This window comes from Nocardiopsis sp. CNZ308 (assembly GCF_004217075.1).
This window is the reverse complement of sequence record NZ_SHKJ01000001.1, coordinates 3954127-3971344: the sequence shown is the minus strand read 5'-3', so window position 1 is coordinate 3971344 and position 17218 is coordinate 3954127. Positions and strand designations below refer to the sequence as shown.

The 17218-nt window shown below is 73.6% G+C and carries 12 protein-coding genes and 1 tRNA gene; 6 read left to right on the top strand and 7 right to left on the bottom strand.

Annotation, left to right across the window (positions count from 1 at the left end):
- Positions 1–73: 73 nt before the first annotated feature.
- The 4 genes from EV372_RS17215 to EV372_RS17200 all read right to left on the bottom strand — a co-directional run bounded on the left by EV372_RS17215 (position 74) and on the right by EV372_RS17200 (position 4928).
- A complete protein-coding gene (locus EV372_RS17215) occupies positions 74–1750 on the bottom strand; it encodes a bifunctional 3'-5' exonuclease/DNA polymerase (RefSeq protein ID WP_130396799.1) in 1677 nt (558 codons plus the stop codon).
- 168 nt (positions 1751–1918) lie between these two features.
- Positions 1919–2851, bottom strand: coding sequence for a 2-hydroxyacid dehydrogenase (locus EV372_RS17210; RefSeq protein ID WP_130396798.1), 933 nt, complete (start codon positions 2849–2851; stop codon positions 1919–1921).
- Between the two features lie 227 nt (positions 2852–3078).
- Complete coding sequence (locus tag EV372_RS17205) at positions 3079–3897, bottom strand: TrmH family RNA methyltransferase (RefSeq protein WP_130396797.1); 819 nt, start codon at positions 3895–3897, stop codon at positions 3079–3081.
- A gap of 404 nt (positions 3898–4301) precedes the next feature.
- Positions 4302–4928: a hypothetical protein gene (locus EV372_RS17200; RefSeq protein ID WP_486483991.1), complete on the bottom strand. Its 627-nt coding sequence runs from the start codon at positions 4926–4928 to the stop codon at positions 4302–4304.
- A gap of 415 nt (positions 4929–5343) precedes the next feature.
- On the opposite strand from EV372_RS17200, the gene EV372_RS17195 reads away from it, so the two are divergent.
- The 6 genes from EV372_RS17195 to EV372_RS17170 all read left to right on the top strand — a co-directional run bounded on the left by EV372_RS17195 (position 5344) and on the right by EV372_RS17170 (position 13163).
- A complete protein-coding gene (locus tag EV372_RS17195) occupies positions 5344–7110 on the top strand; it encodes a substrate-binding domain-containing protein (protein WP_130396795.1) in 1767 nt (588 codons plus the stop codon).
- Between the two features lie 270 nt (positions 7111–7380).
- The gene (locus tag EV372_RS17190) at positions 7381–9144 is read left to right on the top strand and encodes a substrate-binding and VWA domain-containing protein (protein WP_130396794.1); all 1764 of its coding nucleotides are present in this window, start codon (positions 7381–7383) and stop codon (positions 9142–9144) included.
- Between the two features lie 226 nt (positions 9145–9370).
- Positions 9371–10105: a hypothetical protein gene (locus tag EV372_RS17185; RefSeq protein ID WP_130396793.1), complete on the top strand. Its 735-nt coding sequence runs from the start codon at positions 9371–9373 to the stop codon at positions 10103–10105.
- Positions 10106–10204: 99 nt separating this feature from the next.
- Positions 10205–12283 (top strand): DUF2510 domain-containing protein, encoded by a 2079-nt coding sequence (locus EV372_RS17180; RefSeq protein WP_130396792.1) that lies wholly within the window; start codon positions 10205–10207, stop codon positions 12281–12283.
- Between the two features lie 86 nt (positions 12284–12369).
- On the top strand, positions 12370–13020 hold the full coding sequence (gene orn, locus EV372_RS17175) for an oligoribonuclease (RefSeq protein ID WP_130396791.1): 651 nt from the start codon (positions 12370–12372) through the stop codon (positions 13018–13020).
- 67 nt (positions 13021–13087) lie between these two features.
- A tRNA-His gene (locus EV372_RS17170) sits at positions 13088–13163 on the top strand.
- A 1054-nt stretch (positions 13164–14217) separates the two neighbouring features.
- Here the strand turns inward: EV372_RS17170 and EV372_RS17165 are convergent.
- The 3 genes from EV372_RS17165 to EV372_RS17155 form a co-directional block, all read right to left on the bottom strand.
- On the bottom strand, positions 14218–15513 hold the full coding sequence (locus EV372_RS17165) for a DNRLRE domain-containing protein (protein WP_130396790.1): 1296 nt from the start codon (positions 15511–15513) through the stop codon (positions 14218–14220).
- A 411-nt stretch (positions 15514–15924) separates the two neighbouring features.
- Positions 15925–16194, bottom strand: coding sequence for a hypothetical protein (locus EV372_RS17160; protein WP_130396789.1), 270 nt, complete (start codon positions 16192–16194; stop codon positions 15925–15927).
- A gap of 115 nt (positions 16195–16309) precedes the next feature.
- A complete protein-coding gene (locus tag EV372_RS17155) occupies positions 16310–17146 on the bottom strand; it encodes a hypothetical protein (RefSeq protein WP_253796993.1) in 837 nt (278 codons plus the stop codon).
- Positions 17147–17218: the final 72 nt, after the last annotated feature.

The following is a 17218-nucleotide window of genomic DNA, read 5'->3' as shown; positions in this document are numbered from 1 at the left end:
ATCCAAGAATGGGCGTACCCGGACGAGTTTGCAAGAAGCCCACGCCGTCCGATACCGGACCGCCACCCGGTGCTCACCCGATGTTCCTCGTCACCACGGGGGTCAGCGGGAAGCGCACCGGGGTGTCCCCGAAGAGGGTGGCGCGGGTCGTGGCCTCGGCCTCGGCCACCGCGCGCACCGCCTCCTCCGCCAGGTCGGCGGGCACGTGCAGCACGACCTCGTCGTGGACGAAGAAGACGATCCCCGCCCCCTCGGGCATGTCCGGCAGGCGCTGGCGCAGCGAGGCGAGCAGGACCAGGGCCCACTCGGCGGCGGTGGCCTGGACGACGAAGTTGCGGGTGAACCGGCCCTGGGCGCGGCGGCGGCGCTCACCGCCGGGCCCGGAGACGGCGGCGTCCCACCCCGCGGGGGCGGGCGAGGTGCGCCCCAGCCAGGAGCGGACGATGCCGCCGCCCTCTCCGGTGCGCGCGGCGGAGTCCACGTACTCCAGGGCCCGCGGGTAGAGGCGGCGCATGGTGGCCAGCAGGGGCGCGGCGTCGCCGGAGGTCTGGCCGTACATGGCCGAGAGCATGCCGATCTTGGCGCGGTCGCGGTCGCCGCCCACGTGCACGGCCAGGCGCGCGTACAGGTCCTCCTCCGCGGCCGCGGCCGCCAGGGAGTCGTCACCGGAGACGGCGGCGAGCACGCGGGGTTCGAGCTGTCCGGCGTCGGCGCGGACGAGGACCCAGCCCGGGTCGGCGCGGACCGCACCGCGCAGCGACCGGGGGATCTGGAGGGCGCCGCCGCCCCGGGTGGCCCAGCGGCCCGACACCACGCCGCCGACCACGTAGTCGGGGTGGAAGCGTCCGAGGGTGGTCCCGTCCGGGCCGGGGCGCCTGCGCACCCAGGTGTCCAGCCACGCCCAGCCGTTGGCGGAGTGCAGGCGGGAGAGCTCCTTGTAGCGCAGCAGGAGCGGGACGACGGGGTGGTCGATCCTCTCCAGGACCCAGGAGCGGGTGGAGTCGACGGGATGGCCGATCCACGCCATGGCCCGCAGGACCTGCGCCGGGGAGTCGGGGTTGACCTCGCGGCCGACGGCCTCGCCGATGCGGGCGGCGAGGTCGGCGAGGACGGGCGGGCGCTGCCCGGCGGGGGGCCGCTGTCCGAGGAGGCCGGTGAGGATTTCGTCGTGGACGTCGGGCCGCCAGGGCAGGCCGTCGTGGCTCATCTCCGCGGCGGCCAGTCCCCCGGCCGACTCCACGGCGGCGAGCAGGCGCATGCGGCCGGGCGCGGGGTCGGGGAGCTGCGCGAGGCGCCGCAGCTGGTCGGCGTGCACCTCGACCAGGGCGGCGAGGCGGTCGGTGCCCGGGGGCAGGGTGGAGCGGTCGGCCTCGAAGAGCGCGGGCTGGGCGTGGGCGGTGCCGCCCTCGCCGAGGGGGCGCACGGGGTCGTCGGGGACGGGCAGCCGGTGCAGGCGGGCCCAGGCGGCGCCCAGCGAGGAGGCCTCGCCGTGGCGGGCGTGGTAACCCAGGAGCAGGGCCTCGGTGAGCGCGGCGTCGTGGCAGCGCGAGACCCGCACCCCGGCGCGGACGAGGTCGGGGTAGACGTCCTCACCGGCCGACCACACCCAGCGGGGCGGCTGGGGGCGGGCGTGCTCGGCCTCGCGCACGGCGGCGGCGAGGTCGCCGACGCGGCGGATCGGGCCGGGGGCCTCGTCCAGTTCCTGGAGCCAGCCGCCGCCCTCGCCGTCGGCGACCACCGCGATCCGCATCCTCCCCAGTGTGCCGCCTGCCCGCGACAGTTTCGCGGACGCGCCGCGCGGGAGACCCTGCCCGGTTCCGTCAGGACGGGGGCGGGCGCCCGGGTCCTGCTTTCCGGGGCTCGCGGTACGGGCCCGGGCGGGTGACACCCTGCCCGGGCCGAGCGCACCGACGCGGTGTCAGCGGTCGCGGGCGGATCCGGTGCGGACCACGTTGGCCAGCGGCTCACCGGCGGCCCAGCGGGCGAGCTGGGCGTCCACGAAGGCGCGGGCACGCGGGTAGAACGCGGCCGAACCCCCCGCGACGTGCGGGGTGAGGAACACGCCGGGCGCGCTCCACAGGGGGTGGTCCGCGGGCGGGGGCTCGGGGTCGGTGACGTCGAGGGCGGCCCGCACCCGGCCCTTCTGCGCCAGCAGGGCGCCGGTGTCCAGGACCGGGCCGCGGCCCACGTTGACCACGAGGGCGTCGTCGCGCAGCAGGGCGAACTCGCGGGCGCCGAACAGGCCGCGGGTGGCCTCGGTGAGCGGGGTGACCAGGACGACGATGTCGGCCCCGGGCAGCAGGGCGTGCAGCTCGTCCACGCCGTGCACGCCCTCGTCCGGACGGGCGCGGCTGGCCACGCGCACGACCTCGGCCTCGAAGGGCAGCAGGCGGCTCTCGACGGCCCGGCCGATGCTGCCGTAGCCGACGATCACCACGCGCGAGTCGGCCAGGGAGCGCAGCTGGGCGGAGCCCCAGTGGTGCTCCCTCTGCGCGAGCGCCCACCGGGGCAGGTCCCGCTGGGCGGCCAGGATGAGCGCGAGGGCGTGCTCGGCGGTGCTGGCGTCGTGGAGGCCGCGCCCGTTGCACAGGGTCACGTGGTCCGGCAGCAGCGGGAGCACCTGCTCGTACCCGGCGGAGAGGATCTGGACGACCTCCAGCGACGGCATCCGCGCGATCATGTCGAGCCGCGCGTCGACGCCCTGGGTGGAGGGGGTGTAGGGCACCTGGTAGAAGGTGACCTCGTCCAGTCCGCTGTCGGGCGCCGCTCCCCCCGCGTAGAGGTCCACGGTCAGGGAGTCCGGGGCGTTGTCCCTGTTCTGCTCCCACTGCACCAGCGTTCGGCCGCCCATGTCGCGCCGCCCTTCCCCTCGGTCCGTCTCAGGCGCCACCCTAGCGGGACGGCCGCGGAGGCCGCCGCCGCGGGTCCTGACCTGCGCGGAACGGAAGGCGTGTCGGCTCGGCCGCTGGGGCGGGGGCGGCCCGTCCTGAGGGGGCGGCCCGGTCTGAGGGGGCGGCCCGTCCTGAGGGGTCGGCTCGGTCTGGGGAGCGGACCGGTCCGCCCGGGGGCGCGACCGGCTCAGCCGGTGGAGCGGGTGAGCTCGTAGCAGGCGATGGCGGCCGCGGCGGTGACGTTGAGGGAGTCGACGTCGCGGTCGGCCATGGGGATGTGCACCCGGGCGGTGGCCCGTTCCAGCCAGCGGGAGGAGAGCCCGTCGCCCTCGGTGCCGAGCAGGAGGCCGACCCGGTCGCCCGGCGCGAGGGCGGCCATGGCGTCGCGCAGGGGCAGGGAGCCCTCCCCCGGTGTGAGCGCCATGAGGTGGAACCCCGCCGCGCGCAGGGTGTCCAGACCGCCGTACCAGTCGTCCAGGCGGGTGTGGGGCAGGGTGAAGACCGCGCCCATGGACACCTTGACCGCGCGCCGGTACAGGGGGTCGGCGCAGCGGGGCGCGAGCACGATCGCGTCCACGCCCAGACCGGCGGCGCTGCGGAAGATGGCGCCCACGTTGGTGTGGTCCACCAGGTCCTCCAGGACCACGATGGTGCGCGCCCCGGCCAGGACGTCGTCGAGTGAGGGCAGGGCGCGGCGGTGGAAGGCGGCCAGCGCGCCGCGGTGCAGGTCGAAGCCGACGAGCTTCTCGGCGGTGTCCTCCGCGACCACGTACAGCGGCGCGGAGGAGGCGGCGACCACGTCGTCGAGCGCCTCGGCCCGGCGTTCGGTGAGCAGGAAGCTGCGGGGCTCGAACCCGGCCGCGGCGGCCCGGCGGATGACCTTGTCGCCCTCGGCCATGAACAGCCCGTGCTCGGCCTCCAGGTGGCGGCGCAGGTTCACGTCGCGCAGGCGGGTGTAGTCGGCCAGGCGCGGGTCGGCGGGGTCACTGACCTTGATGACGTCCATGGGGGACGATTATCGCCGGTCCGCGGGGGTTCCGGTCCAAGGCGGTCCGCAGGGTTCACCGGGGTCCCCGGCCCGGGGCCGTCCTCGGGGTTGACGGGAGGTCCGGCCCGGGGCCGTCCCCAGGGATCACGGGAGATCCGACCCGAGGCCCTCCCCAGGGATCACGGGAGATCCGATCCAAGACCGTTCACGGGAGATCCGATCCGAGGCCGTCCACAGGGGCCGCGGAGGACTGGTGGCGCGGTCGGCGGCGCGGGACACTGGAGAACGGGGGGGACCACCCCCTGCCGTCGGCGGCGCGTGGCGCCCCCGTCATCGAGCCTACGTTCGCGCCAACGCGCCCGAAAGCCCCGATCGCTGCCTGTGGACAAGGGTCCCGCGTCACGGGACCGGCCGCGCGTCCGTCAGCTGATCTGTTCGGTGAGGGCGCGCAGGCGCTGCCAGCGCGCCTCCTCGCAGGAGCCCTTGCGGGTGAGCGTGGTCTCGATCTCCTGGCCCTCCCAGACGCCCACGATGGTGGCCTCCTGGGGGCCGTACACCTTGTCGGTGCACACGGTTCCCTCGCGGACCTCGGTGAACAGCAGCGCGCTGCCCGTGTTGACGGCCTCCGACGGCTGGGCCTCGTCCCCGACGCCTTCGGCGTCCTCCGCGGTCCCGGCCCCGTCCTCGCCGCCGTCCTCACCGCCGCCCTCGGCGTCGACCGACTCCTCCTGGACGGTGACCGGCTCGCCGGTGTCGGCGTGGAACTCCTCCGCGACCCGGGCCAGCTCGGCGCAGGCGGCGGGGTCCTCCTCCAGGTTCCCGGTGCACATCAGCGTCTGCACCCAGGCGCGTCCGCGGTCGCTCACCTGGACCTGGAGCCGACCGCTCGGCCCCTCCGCCACGACCTCCTCGGGCTCATCCGCGTCGGGGGCCAGGTCCGGGGTCATCGCGGTGGTGGCCTGCACGTCCCGCTGGTCCGGCGGCAGCATCGACGGACCGACGATCGCCCCGTAGGCGACCGCGCCGAGGCAGCACGCTCCAGCGAGCATGGCGGTGCCGAGAGTGCCTCGGCTCCGGTGTTCACGATGCGATGGGGACATGCCAAAAACCCTCGGGGGTCGGTGTCACGGGACGTCCACTGGGGAGTGTGGGCTGGGTGTGGACGCGGGGCCTAAGCCTAGCGGGGAGCGCCGAGTGACCCTTGACGGGCACGGTAACAAAGCGATCACCCCGGTCGGGTCGGTAGGGGCTTCCTCTCGTGCGTTACCAACGAGTAAGGTCCTGGAAAAGTGTCGTTCGCGCCTCATGGTGTGGTTGTTCGTCCTCCCTACCGTGTGACGCCGTCGGGTGCGCGGGGGTTCGCACCTCCTTCCGCGGAGCCCGCGCCGTGGCGCAGCGGGGGCCCTGCTCCACCCCTGCCCCCGCGGGCCCGCGTCGACCCCGTATTCACCCCCCGGAGTGCCCGTGCCCAGTGGACGCCACCGACAGGCCTCACCGACCGCCGCGAACACCCGCAGGGTGGTCGCGTCGCCGTTGGGGATCACCGCGATCGCCGTCGCCCTGATCGCGGTGGCCGCGGTCGCGGTTCCGGTGGGACTCGACATGCTCGGCTGCGGCGACACCCGCTACCTGCGCGTGTCGGCGACCCAGAGCATCGCGCCCGTGCTCCGCGAGGCCGCGGGCGAGTTCAACGAGGAGCGCCCCCGTTACGACGGGGAGTGCGTGTACGCGCAGGTGGACGAGATCGCGCCGCACCGCATCATGACCGCCCTGTCCGGCGGCCAGGCGGGCGACTCCACCATCGCCCCGCACGTGTGGGTGCCCGAGTCCTCGGCCTGGGTCGAACTGACCCGCGTCTCCGGGAGCGGCACGCACCGCATCGACACCGACCCGCCCTCGCTGGCCAGCTCACCGGTGGTCCTGGCCGCGCCGCGGGGCGGCGAGGGCCTGCCCGAGCCCGACGAGGCCGGGTGGCCCCTGGTCCTGCCCGACGAACGCGAACGCCCCCTGGTGATGGTGGACCCCAACCGGGGCGCGGACGGTATGGCCGTCATGCACGCGGTCCGCCGACACCTGGGCACCGGTGACGGCGCCGACACCGCCATGACCGACTTCGTGCGCGACGTGCAGCTCGACAGCGCGTTCGGCGAGATCGACCTCGCCACCTTCTACAGCTCCGGACGCACCGGCGGCGGGAGCGGCGAGGGCGGCGAAGGCCGCGTCGACCCGCTGATCGCCGTCCCGGAACAGGCCGTGGTGTCCTACAACGCCGACCGCGCCGGGTCCGCGCCGCCGCTGGAGGCCCACTACCCCACCGAGGGCACCGTCAGCCTCGACTACCCCTACGTCACCACCACCGACACGGCCTCGCTGCGGTCCGCGGCCGCCGACCTGCACGAGGTGCTGCGCCAGGACTCCTACCGCGCCCGGCTCCGGGAGCTCGGTTTCCGCGACCCCGACGGCACCCTGTCCGGCGCGGCCGGTGCGGACCCCGACGGGTTCGGTGTGACCGCCGAGGAGCCGCCCACCCACGACGACCTGACCGGGGACGCCCTGCTGGCCTCGGTCACCGACTGGAACCGGCTGTCGATGCCCAGCCGCACCCTGGTGCTCGCCGACACCTCCGCGAACATGGCGGAGGACCTCGACGGGGGCCCGACCCGGATGGAGGTCGCCCAGCAGGCGGCGCTCATGGGCCTGTCGCTGTTCCCCGACGAGACCGACATGGGTCTGTGGCTGATGTCGGACGAGAACGCGAGCGGCCGCGTGGAGGCCGCGGACATGCACCCCCTGGGCGGGACGGAGCAGGGCGACACCGCCACCCGTCGCCGGGAACTCATCGGGGTGGCCGAGGAGATCGCGGTCCGCGGCGGCGGTTCGCGCCTGTACGACAACATCCTGGCCGCCTACGACCGGGTGCAGGACGACTACGACGAGGACAAGATCAACAGCGTCATCCTGCTCACCGCCGGTCAGGACGAGGGGTCCAGCGACATCACGCACGCGGACCTGGTGGCGGCGCTCCAGGACCGCTTCGACCCCGAGCGGCCGGTCAGCATGTTCATCATCGCCTTCGGGTCGCGTGAGCAGCAGGTCGCGGAGGAGGAGCTGCGGCAGATCGCGGCCGCCACCAGCGGTTCGCTGTTCGTCACCGACGACCCCGACGAGATCGGCGACATCTTCCTCAGCTCCATCTCGCGGCGTCTTTGCGTGCCCGACTGCGACAGCTGACGACCGGTGCCGTTTTCCGACCGGCGCGGTCTCGATTGGGTATCGGAAACGAATTTCGTTCCGCCTCGCACGGGGAGGAGAACGCGGGAGGAACGGACGGGATCCCTGAGGTGACCGGCACTGTGTCCGGGTTCACACCGGTGGGCCCCCGGCGGCGCCAACGTGAGAGCGGCACGGTCGGTATTCACCCGGTCTGGACTGTTGAGTACCGTTTCCCACCAGTAACACCCCCCTGTACGCCCCGTCCGTACACCACCCGTGAGGAAAGCTGTGGGACGTCACCGCGGAAGATACGCAGAAGAGACCTCCGGCCGGTCCAGGCGCCGTCCCGGCCGCGGCGGTGCCTTCGCCGCCCTGGCCGCCGCGCTGGTAATCGTGGTCGGCCTCGCCGCGGTGGGCGTCTACGTGTTCGGCCGGTCCGACGGCTGCGGCGGCTCCGACATCGCGCTGGACGTCGCGGTCAGCCCCGAACTCGCCCCGGCCCTGACCGACGTCGCCTCCGACTTCAACGCGGAGGAGCACCAGGTGGACGGGAGCTGCGTACGGGTGCAGGTGCGCCAGGTCGACTCCGCCAACGTCGCCTTCGGCATCACCGGCGCGGGCGCCACCATGGGCGACACCGATTCCGACGTGTGGATCCCGGACTCCTCCCTGTGGCCGCGCCTGGTCCAGAGCCAGGCGGGCGACGCCGTCATCACCGAGACCGGCACCTCCGTGGCCCGTTCGCCGCTGGTCCTCGCCGAACTCACCGAGTTCGCCGACGAGGACTCCCCGAGCAACTGGGCGGAGGTCGTGCCCACCACCGCCCCGGGCCAGGAGGCGGAGCGCACCGTCCGCGTGGTCGACCCCGCCCGCAACGCCACGGGGCTGGGCACCCTCTACCTCCTGCACGGAGCGCTGGAGGAGGCCAGCCCGGACACCGCCACGTTCAACGCGCGGATGACCGCGGCCCTGCAGGGCCTGCACCGGGGCGCGTCCTCGGATGAGGAGGCCGCCTTCCTCGCCCTCAGCGGCGGCGGCGCCGAGGCCCCGCCCATGATGGTGATGTCGGAGCAGGCCGTGTGGCGCTACAACGCCGCGCACGGGGACGCCCCCGCCCAGGTCGGCTACATGGAGGGCGGCACCTACTACCTCGACTACCCCTACGTCGTGCGCAGCGAGGAGAGCGCCGTCACCCGCGCCGCCGAGGAGTTCCGCGCGGCGGTGCGCGGGGAGGACGCGCGGACCCGGCTGCTCGCGGAGGGGTTCCGCGGCCCCGAGGGACAGATCGACGCCTCCGTGCTCACCGGGGAGGCCGGCTTCGCCGCCGAGCCGCCCACCGAACTGCCCACGCCCGCGGCGGACTCGATCACCGGGCTGATCCGCACCTGGAACCAGCTCAAGATGGACTCCCGGGTACTCGCGATCGTGGACATCTCCGGCTCGATGCTGGCCGAGGTGCCCGGGACCGGGATGACCCGCATGCAGGTGACCAGCGCCGCCGCCACACAGGGCCTGGAGATGTTCACGCCCAGTTCCGAGCTGGGCCTGTGGGAGTTCTCCACCAACGTCAACAACGAACTGCACTACCAGGAGATCGCGCCGGTCCGCGAACTCCAGGCGGCCGCCGACGACGGCACCGCGCACCGAGACGTCCTGGCGGGCGCGCTGGCCTCGCTCCAGCCCCTGCCTCAGGGGGACACGGCGCTGTACGAGACCTACCTGGCGGCCTACCAGGAGATGTCGCGCACCTACCAGCCGGACCGGACCAACGTCATCCTCATGCTGACCGACGGCGACAACGACAACCCCGGCGGGCTGGGGCTGGACGAGCTGATGTCCCAGATCGAGTCCCTGGCGAGCCCGTCGCGGCCGATCCCGATCATCACGATCGCGTTCGGACCCGACGTGCAGAACCTGGAGCCGCTCCAGGAGATCGCCGCCGCCACCGGCGGCGCCGCCTACATGACCGAGGACCCGACCGAGATCGGTGAGATCTTCCTCCAGGCGTTCTCCCTGCGCATCTCCGAGGACTCCGAGGAGACCACGGATTAGCCAGAACGGCGTCCGGGCCGCGGGCCCGGACGCCTCCCTCTTCCCGCCCTCCCCCACACGCGGATCCGGCCCCTTCCCACGGGACGCCGACGGGCGGTGACAAGTCCCTGTCCTCTGAGTGAGGGGCTCTGGACTTCTCCGTTGCGTTGGCGTACTCAGGGAGGAGTCGGGGGGTGCCCCCGCGGTACCGGAGGCCCGGCACACGACGACCGGTTGGGGGAAGGCCATGACGGAGGCGTGGATGCCCGGCGCCGAGAGGTTCGGCGGTGGGACGAGCACCCGGACACCCCCCGGAATCGGCGCCCCGCGCGCCGTGTGGACGGTGACGGGGTCCGACCCCGGAGGCTGGTCCGCGCGCGAGGAGGCGCGGCGGCTGGTGAACGAGGAGCGCGAGGCGCACCTGGTGTGGAATCCGCTGACCGGCGACGTGGTCCAGACCCTGGCCGCGACCTGCCGCGGACGCCTGCCCCTGGGCGGCACGCGCCGGTACGCGCTGTACCACGACCACGGCCACGAGGGGCGGGTGTGTCTGGTGGTGGCGGTGGTGTCCTTGTGGGAGACCCCCTTCACCGACGGCCCGATGCGCGGGCTGTCCCCGATCCTGACGTGGCTGGACTCCTGGGGGGTGGAGCGGGTCTGGCGCGCGGACCCCGCGGGATCGGTGGCGGGGACCGTGGACGCGGGGAGCACGGAGAAGAGGAGCGGGGAAGCGCGGGCACCGGGGCCGAGGAGCGCTGCGGCACACGCCGCGACGGCGCCGCACTCCGCCGAGGCCGCACGCGCGGCGCGGGTGGCGCGGGCGTGGGCCAGAGGAGGGCACTTCGGCCACGACCAGGTCCCCGGCTCCTGCGCCAAGGGACCCGGGGGACTGGACACCGCACGGCTGCTGGCCACCGGCCTCGTCCCGCCGCCGAGCGGTCCGCGCGCTCCCGCCGACCCGCGCCCCTCCGCGATGAGGTGAGTACGCCACGGCAGGAGAAAAATGGTCCAGGTGTCCTGACCACCGGTAATCGGACACCACTGGTTCATCGCCGTTCCGCAACCCTTTAGTCTGTCGCCCATGGGTGGATCTATCGAGCCGGGTTGGTACGCGGACCCGCAGGGCGACGCGCAGACGCTCAGATGGTGGAACGGCAGCGAGTGGACACGGCATACCCGTTCCCTGAGCGAGCTCCAGGGCGGTGGCGATCCTGGCGACGAGGAGGCCGAGACCACCCACCTGGGCGGATCCGGACAGGGTGGGTCCGGACAGGGCGCCCCCGCCTCCGACGAGGAGGATCCCGGAACGGTGCGGCTGGGCCCCTCCCAGGCGCAGCCGGCGGCACCGATCGACGACGAACCCAGCACCATGCGCATCAACCCCTCCTGGGCACAGGGATCCCCCCAGCAGGACACCACCCCGCCGTCCCCCCAGCCCCCGATCGACGACGAACCCAGCACGATGCGGATCAACCCGTCCTGGGCACAGGGTTCCTCCTCCCCCTCTTCTTCCTCCTCCCCCGCCTCGCCGCCCCCCGGCGCCCCCATCGACGACGAGCCCAGCACCATGCGCATCAACCCGTCCTGGGCGCGGGGCGGCGACGATGACGAGGAGCCCACCGCCGACCTGAGCGGCACGAACTCCACGATGCGGGTCGACCCGGCCGACCTCCCGGGCCGCGGCGGCGGCCCCGGGGCGGGCGACGGGTACGGGGCGGGCGACGGGGCGACCGTGCGGGTCGACCCGGCCGACCTTCCCCGGCGCGATGAGGACGAGCTGCCCACCGCCGACCTCACCGACGACGAGATCCCCACGTCCAACCTGACCGACGACGACCTGGGCGGTGAGGCGCCGCGCACCGCGGTGTTCGACCCGGGCGGCCCCGGTGCTTCCGGTACTCCCGGTGCCCCCGGGTCGGCGGGAACCCCGGGTGAGGCCCCGCGCACCGCCGTGTTCGACCCGGGCGACCCGGCCTTCTCCGGAGGCGGGGCCGCAGGGGGCGGGACCGCCGGTACCCCGGTGTTCAACCCCTCGGGCGGCGAACCCTCCGGAACCGCCGTGTTCGACCCGGGCGACCCCGCCTTCTCGGGGGGCGCGGACGAGGGGAACAAGAAGGGCGGCAAGTTCAACAAGTTCCTGGGCAGCCTCAAGGAGGGCTGGTCCGACCTGTCCGAGGAGCGCAAGGAGCAGCGCCGCCACTCCGAGGAGGAGGCGGCCAAGCGGCGCGAGGAGGAGCGGGTCCGCAGGGAGGCCGAACTCCAGGAGGAGGCCAAGCGCCGCGAGGAGGAGGCCCGGCGTCGCCCCGAGGAGCAGCCTCCTGGCGCACAGGGCCCGGGCGCCGCTGCCGCCGCCGGTCCGGCGGTCGGTGCGCAGCCGGGAGCCCCGTGGTCCCCGACCGGTCAGCCCGATCAGCCCGGCCAGCCCGGTCAGCACTCCTCCGAGCAGCAGGCCCCGGGCCGGCAGCCCTCGGGGCCGCAGCCCTCCGCCCAGCCGTTCCCCGGTGCCCAGCAGCCCCCGGGATTCCCACCCGCCGCGCAGCAGCCGCCCTCGGGCCCCCAGCAGGGGCACTCCGCTCCGCCCGCGGCCCCCTCCGGACCGCAGCAGGGCATGTTCTCGCCCCAGCGCCAGTCGGGACCGCAGCACCCGCCGTCGGGACCCCAGGCCGGTTACCGCCAGCCCCCGCCGCCCCAGCAGGGTGGTTTCGGTCCGCCCGGATACCCGCCCCCGCAGCACATGGGCGGCCCGAACACTCCGGGGCGTCCGCCGCAGGGCATGCCCCCCGGCGGTCCGCCGCCCGGCCAGCGGAGCAACCGGCCGGGCCCGCCGCCCGGATACCCGCCGGCCGTCGGCCCCATGGCCAACACCCCGGGCGGGCAGCCGCCGATGGGCGGACACCCCGGAGGCCCGCAGTGGGGCCAGCCGGGTCCGGGGCAGCCACCCGGGCCGGGACAGCCCTACCAGCAGCACCGCCCGCAGAAGCCCAAGAAGAAGCGGGGAGGGTGCAGGGGATGCGGCTGCGGCTGCTTCACCTTCCTGCTCATCCTGCTCGTCCTCATGGTCCTGGGCTACCTCCAGTTCTGGGGCGTGTGGGACTGGATGTACGCCGTCTTCGGCGTCGGTGAGCCGCCCGGCGTCTCGGACCCCTGGATCTGGGACTGACCCGGGCTCGAGGGGGCGGTCGGACACGGTCCGGCCGCCCCCTTCGTCATCCCCCGCGACTCCCCACAACCCCTAAGCTGACCGGTATGAATGACAGTTTGGTGTGGATTGACTGCGAGATGACGGGCCTGGACTTCGAGCGCGACGCGCTGATCGAGGTGGCCTGCCTGATCACCGACGGCGAGCTCAACATCCTCGACGAGGGCGTGGACGTCGTGATCAGACCGCCGCAGGCCGCACTGGACCGCATGGGGGACTTCGTCCGCGACATGCACACGACCTCCGGCCTGCTGGAGGAGCTGGACAAGGGCGTGAGCCTGCAGGAGGCGGAGGACCTCGTCCTGGAGCACATCCGCCAGTACGTGACCGAGCCGCGCAAGGCTCCGCTGTGCGGCAACTCGATCGCCACCGACCGCACCTTCCTGGCCCGCGACATGAAGCGCATCGACGAGTTCCTGCACTACCGGATGGTCGACGTGTCCTCGATCAAGGAGCTGCTGCGCCGCTGGTACCCGCGCGTGTACTACGCGAGCCCGGAGAAGAACGGCGGGCACCGGGCGCTCGCCGACATCACCGAGAGCATCCACGAGCTGCGCTACTACCGCGCCGCGGCCTTCGTGCCCGAGCCCGGCCCGAACTCGGCCACCGCCCGCGCCATCGCCGCCGAGGTGGTGGCCGGGGGCACCGGCGCGCAGGCGCGCGAGGCGGCTCCCGGGGACGACGCGACGGAAAACTGATCGAAGCACTCCCCGGAGTCCGCTAAGCTTTCATACGTACGCGGGGCCGAGAGGCCCGGCGCACGTGGTGGGTGTAGCTCAGCCGGTAGAGCACTTGGTTGTGGTCCAAGAAGTCGCGGGTTCAAGTCCCGTCACTCACCCCAGAGCCGAAAGGCCCTGACCAGCGCGCAAGCGCAGAGGTCAGGGCCTTTCGCGTTGCCGGGAGTGTATCGAGACGCGCATCGGTCCGCGTCTCTCTCCCGCCTCCGCTTACTCCATGACGATCACCGGTTGGACACGAACCCGAATGGGTGGAGCCACTCCGGTGCGGTGGAGCGCTCAGCACCAGTGGACGCGGGCGTCCGTGTCGACCGCCGCTTGGCAGACGGTGATGAGCGGATTGACGATGTAACGCACGTCCTCCGCCGTCAGCGCGGCTTCACGGACCAGGAGGACCTGGGGAGGGCGTCTCCCACTCTGGCCCAGGAGCTACGGCCAGGGCACGGTGAGGTGTCCGTCATGGTCGAGCGCGGTGAAGCCGCACTTCACCCTCCCCCACCTCCTCCTGGGCGAACCTCGATGACCGGAAGAGCTCCACCAGGGGGTCGGTTTCCTCGTCCTCCGCGAAGAACCCGTCAGGGCCCGGCCCCATTCGGAAACGGGAGCGCGCACCGAGTCCGAACACGTACCGGCCTGATCCGGGGTGCTGGAAGGCCGGTTGATCCGACCCCTCGCCGACAAGCAGCGTCCGCGTGCCAGGTCCGTGCTTCCGGCGAGGCCGCGCAGCTCCGACAGCATCGCCGCGGCCTCCTCAGGCTCGAGAAACCCTCCGTTCCCGCGGGGAGTCGGCTCGCCAGTACCGGAAAACGCTCTTCTCCGGCCTCGTCATTATCGGCTCCAAAGAATGTACAGGCGCTCTTCTGGTCCTCCGCGCCGAATTCATCCGGAGTTCTCCGCCGAACTCCTTCTCTTCGGCAAGGCCGGGCGGCGGCCCGGCGGCCTCCTGGGTGGTGCCCATGCACACAGGAGGTTCCGGGCCGCTGCGGCCTCCGGTGGCAGAGCCCCCTGCCGGGCCCTGCCGCGGACGCGTCCGGTATCGGCGACGGACGCCTCTCCCACCGGCACGGAACCGTGCCCTCACCGCGAACGGCCACCGTGCCCTGTGGCCGCGGTGCGGCGGTGGCGTGGCTCCGTGGCCGCTTCCGGGCTCCGCCCACCTCACGGTGCTCCGGGAGCGGCCCGCCCGACCCCCTCGGGCTGCCGCCGGTGCGTTCTCGCGCCCAACTGATGACGCACCGGGAAAGGCGGGTGCCGTCGTCCGTCAACCGGTTCCTCGCGGTCGGTGAACCGGACAACGGTCTCCGACCGGGTGGCGACTGGAGGCCCTCGAACCCGGGGCGGCGTGTCCCCGTCCCGTCGCCGCTGGCCGTCCTCAGCGGTGGGGCGGCCGGTCCGTCTCCCCCGCCGGGAACGGAGCCGTTCACCCCCGCTCGGGAGACGGCCAGCGGAGACAGGGCCTGGGGCGCGGACGTCGTGGTCTCCGCGGGCCCCGTGGGCGGTGACGCCGACAAGGCCGGGCTCCTCCGCGAACCGGGGCGGCGCGGGGTCCGGGGATCCCCCGCCATCGACGGCGGCGCGCCCACCGGGGGCCCCGGCGTCCGCCGCGCCCTCCTCGGGGTCGCCCCGAAGGGCGTTCGGATCGGCGGTCGCGTCCGGGGCCGGCGGTGCGCTGTGGTCGACCACCAGCACCGGCGGGGCGTCCTCGACGCCGAAGCGGCGCCAGGCCGTGGTTCCGGACTCGTCGCGTTCCCCGAGGCGGAGGTGGACGTGGGATTCTCCGCTGTCCACGGCCCGCTGGTAGGCCTCGGTCAGGTCGAACTCCACGCCGCCGGTCACGGGGCAGGCGGACCGCCCGCCCCTGATCCTTCGGGTGTCGAGCAGGGCGCGCACCCGCGGCTGGTCGTTCCAGGTGGTCCCGTCGTCGAAGGGGTCGACCCGGTGCAGTTGCACGAAGGAGTCGCTGTCGCAGTCGTAGGACCAGACCACCTCGGCGCGCAGCACGGCGGCGTCCACGACGGTCCCGGGTGCGATGGTCACGGGGAACCGGAACAGGACCCTGCGGGTGTAGACGCGGTCCCATTCGAGGCGCCCGGTGCCCGCACTGGCGGTTTCGGCGCCGCCGTGGGGCCGGTCGGGAAAGGCCCGGTCCACGTAGGTCCACGCGGAGCTCCCGACCTCGGTCCGCTCACCGTGGGAGCGCGCCGGGGCAGGGGGGCCGCCGGTCGCGGACGCGGTCCCGGGCCCGGTCGGGCCGCTGGTTCCCTCCGCGTCCGGGGCGGTCCCGCGAGGCTCACCGCTCCGCTCCCCCGAGGCGGCGCGCCCTCCGGGGACTGCTGCGCCGCCGGTGGTGGCGGGGGCCTCCTCGTCGGCTGTGGCGGGAGCGACCAGCCCCAGCACGAGGACCAGGGCGTAAGCCGCACAAGCCGCCGTCGCACGGGTCAGGGAACGACGCATTACGGATGGTGCCTACACATTTCAACTACGACCGAAAAAGAATGCAGAAGAAACGTTCACAACCCGCTTCAACCACAAGGAATTTACCAAGTTTCCACGGCGCCCCACAAACCCCAGGGATATAAATACAGGCCAAAACCGAGTTTAATACCAACAGAAATACGGGCACCACCGCAAGCTGCCCGAAGGCACGCGAGCCCGCCGGACACCTTTATGTGGCAATCAGAAAAAACCGATTCACACCAGACCGGAAACCAGACGCCTCTGAGGACGGACACACGCTCACCGAGGCCGCGCCCCATCCCGGCCCGCCGCCCGGGCCGGCCGGGTTCGGGTCACAGCCACAGGCCCGCCGGAACACCCCCGCGCCCGCACCGGCGGGGTCGCGGAGAACGGGGTCCCCACGGACGGTCACTCCCGCTCGGCGTCGGGGTCCGGCGGTGCTTCCTCGGTGAGCCGAATCCGGCTCGCGAGCCGGTAGTCGACGCGGATGTCCGTGTACACCGCTCCGGAGCGGACGCCGTGGGGAAGTCCCGAGCGTTCGCTGCCGGAGATGCCCTCGTGGTCCGGCTCCCCCCGGGTCCGGGCCCTGACCTCCGGCACCTCATCGAAGGTCAGTTCGTCCGCGGACACGGAAGCGCTGATCTCCACGTCGTACTCGGGTCCGGTCCGGTCGTCCACGGCCTCCCACCTCCCGGCCTCCGGATGGTGCGCTCCAGGCCGCTTCAGGCCGCCCGGGCACGGCTGCCACGGCCCCCGGCGCTCGGCTCCTCCACCGCCCGGTTTCTCCACCGTCCTACTTCTCCGCCGTGTCGTCGGAGTCCTCCACGACGTCCGCGACGTCCCCGACCTCCTCCACGGCCTTCCCCGCTCCCCGGCCGACGCTCCGCGCGGCCTCCCCGGCACCCCGGGCCGCGTCCTCCACCGCGTTCCCGGCTCCGCGGGCCACGCCCTCCACGGCGCTCCCGGCACCCCGGCCCACGTCTTCCACCGCGCCGCCCGCGCCCCTGCCCAGGGCTCCCACGGCCTGCCCCGCACCGCCCGCCACCTGGTCGAGCGAGGACTCCAACCCCCGGGTCACGTGCTCCAGGATCTGCGGGTTGGCGTCGATGGTCTGCAGGACCCGCGTGATGATGTCCCGGACGTTGTCGAGATGGACCTTGAGCAGGGCCTGGGCCTCGACCCCCTTGAGGGTGAGGCTGACGCGGCCGAGCTCGACGTCCGCGCCCACCTTGAGCTTGAGCAGGTCCAGCACCTCGGCCTGGAGGGAGACGGAGGCCCGCAGGTTCTCGACCTCCAGCCCGATCTCGTCGACCTTGACCACCGGGACGTCGAGGAGCACGTCCGGGTCCTCGAACCCGGGGGCGCGGACCGGGCGCTCGGCCCCCGGGACGCGGCCGGTGCGTTCGACGCCCGACCCGGGAGCCCGGGACTCGGCGGCTTCGGGCTCGGGGGCCTGAGGCTCAGTGGCTTCGGGTTCGGGGGCCTTGGGCGCGGCCGCCGACCGCTTGGCCCTGGCGGGCCCCGCCACCGCCTCCCGTTCGGTGGGCGCGACGTCCCCCTGCGTCTTGCCGCCTCCGCCCTTGGTGGACCGGCCCGTGCTTCCTCCGCTGTCCTGAGTACTCCGTTTCACCTTCTGCGCACCCTTCCGAAACGGTCCGGCCAGGCCCCGGGGTCCCCGCCTTCCGGCGGCGGCCCGCGCCGT

What these genes read in the sequence shown, in the direction of transcription:
- EV372_RS17205 (WP_130396797.1), bottom strand. Translation starts at nt 3,897, where the DNA reads ATGGACGTCATCAAGGTCAGTGACCCCGCCGACCCGCGCCTGGCCGAC.
- EV372_RS17165 (WP_130396790.1), bottom strand. Translation starts at nt 15,513, where the DNA reads ATGCGTCGTTCCCTGACCCGTGCGACGGCGGCTTGTGCGGCTTACGCC.
- EV372_RS17180 (WP_130396792.1), top strand. Translation starts at nt 10,205, where the DNA reads ATGGGTGGATCTATCGAGCCGGGTTGGTACGCGGACCCGCAGGGCGAC.
- EV372_RS17185 (WP_130396793.1), top strand. Translation starts at nt 9,371, where the DNA reads ATGACGGAGGCGTGGATGCCCGGCGCCGAGAGGTTCGGCGGTGGGACG.
- EV372_RS17210 (WP_130396798.1), bottom strand. Translation starts at nt 2,851, where the DNA reads ATGGGCGGCCGAACGCTGGTGCAGTGGGAGCAGAACAGGGACAACGCC.
- orn (WP_130396791.1), top strand. Translation starts at nt 12,370, where the DNA reads ATGAATGACAGTTTGGTGTGGATTGACTGCGAGATGACGGGCCTGGAC.
- EV372_RS17215 (WP_130396799.1), bottom strand. Translation starts at nt 1,750, where the DNA reads ATGCGGATCGCGGTGGTCGCCGACGGCGAGGGCGGCGGCTGGCTCCAG.
- EV372_RS17200 (WP_486483991.1), bottom strand. Translation starts at nt 4,928, where the DNA reads ATGCTCGCTGGAGCGTGCTGCCTCGGCGCGGTCGCCTACGGGGCGATC.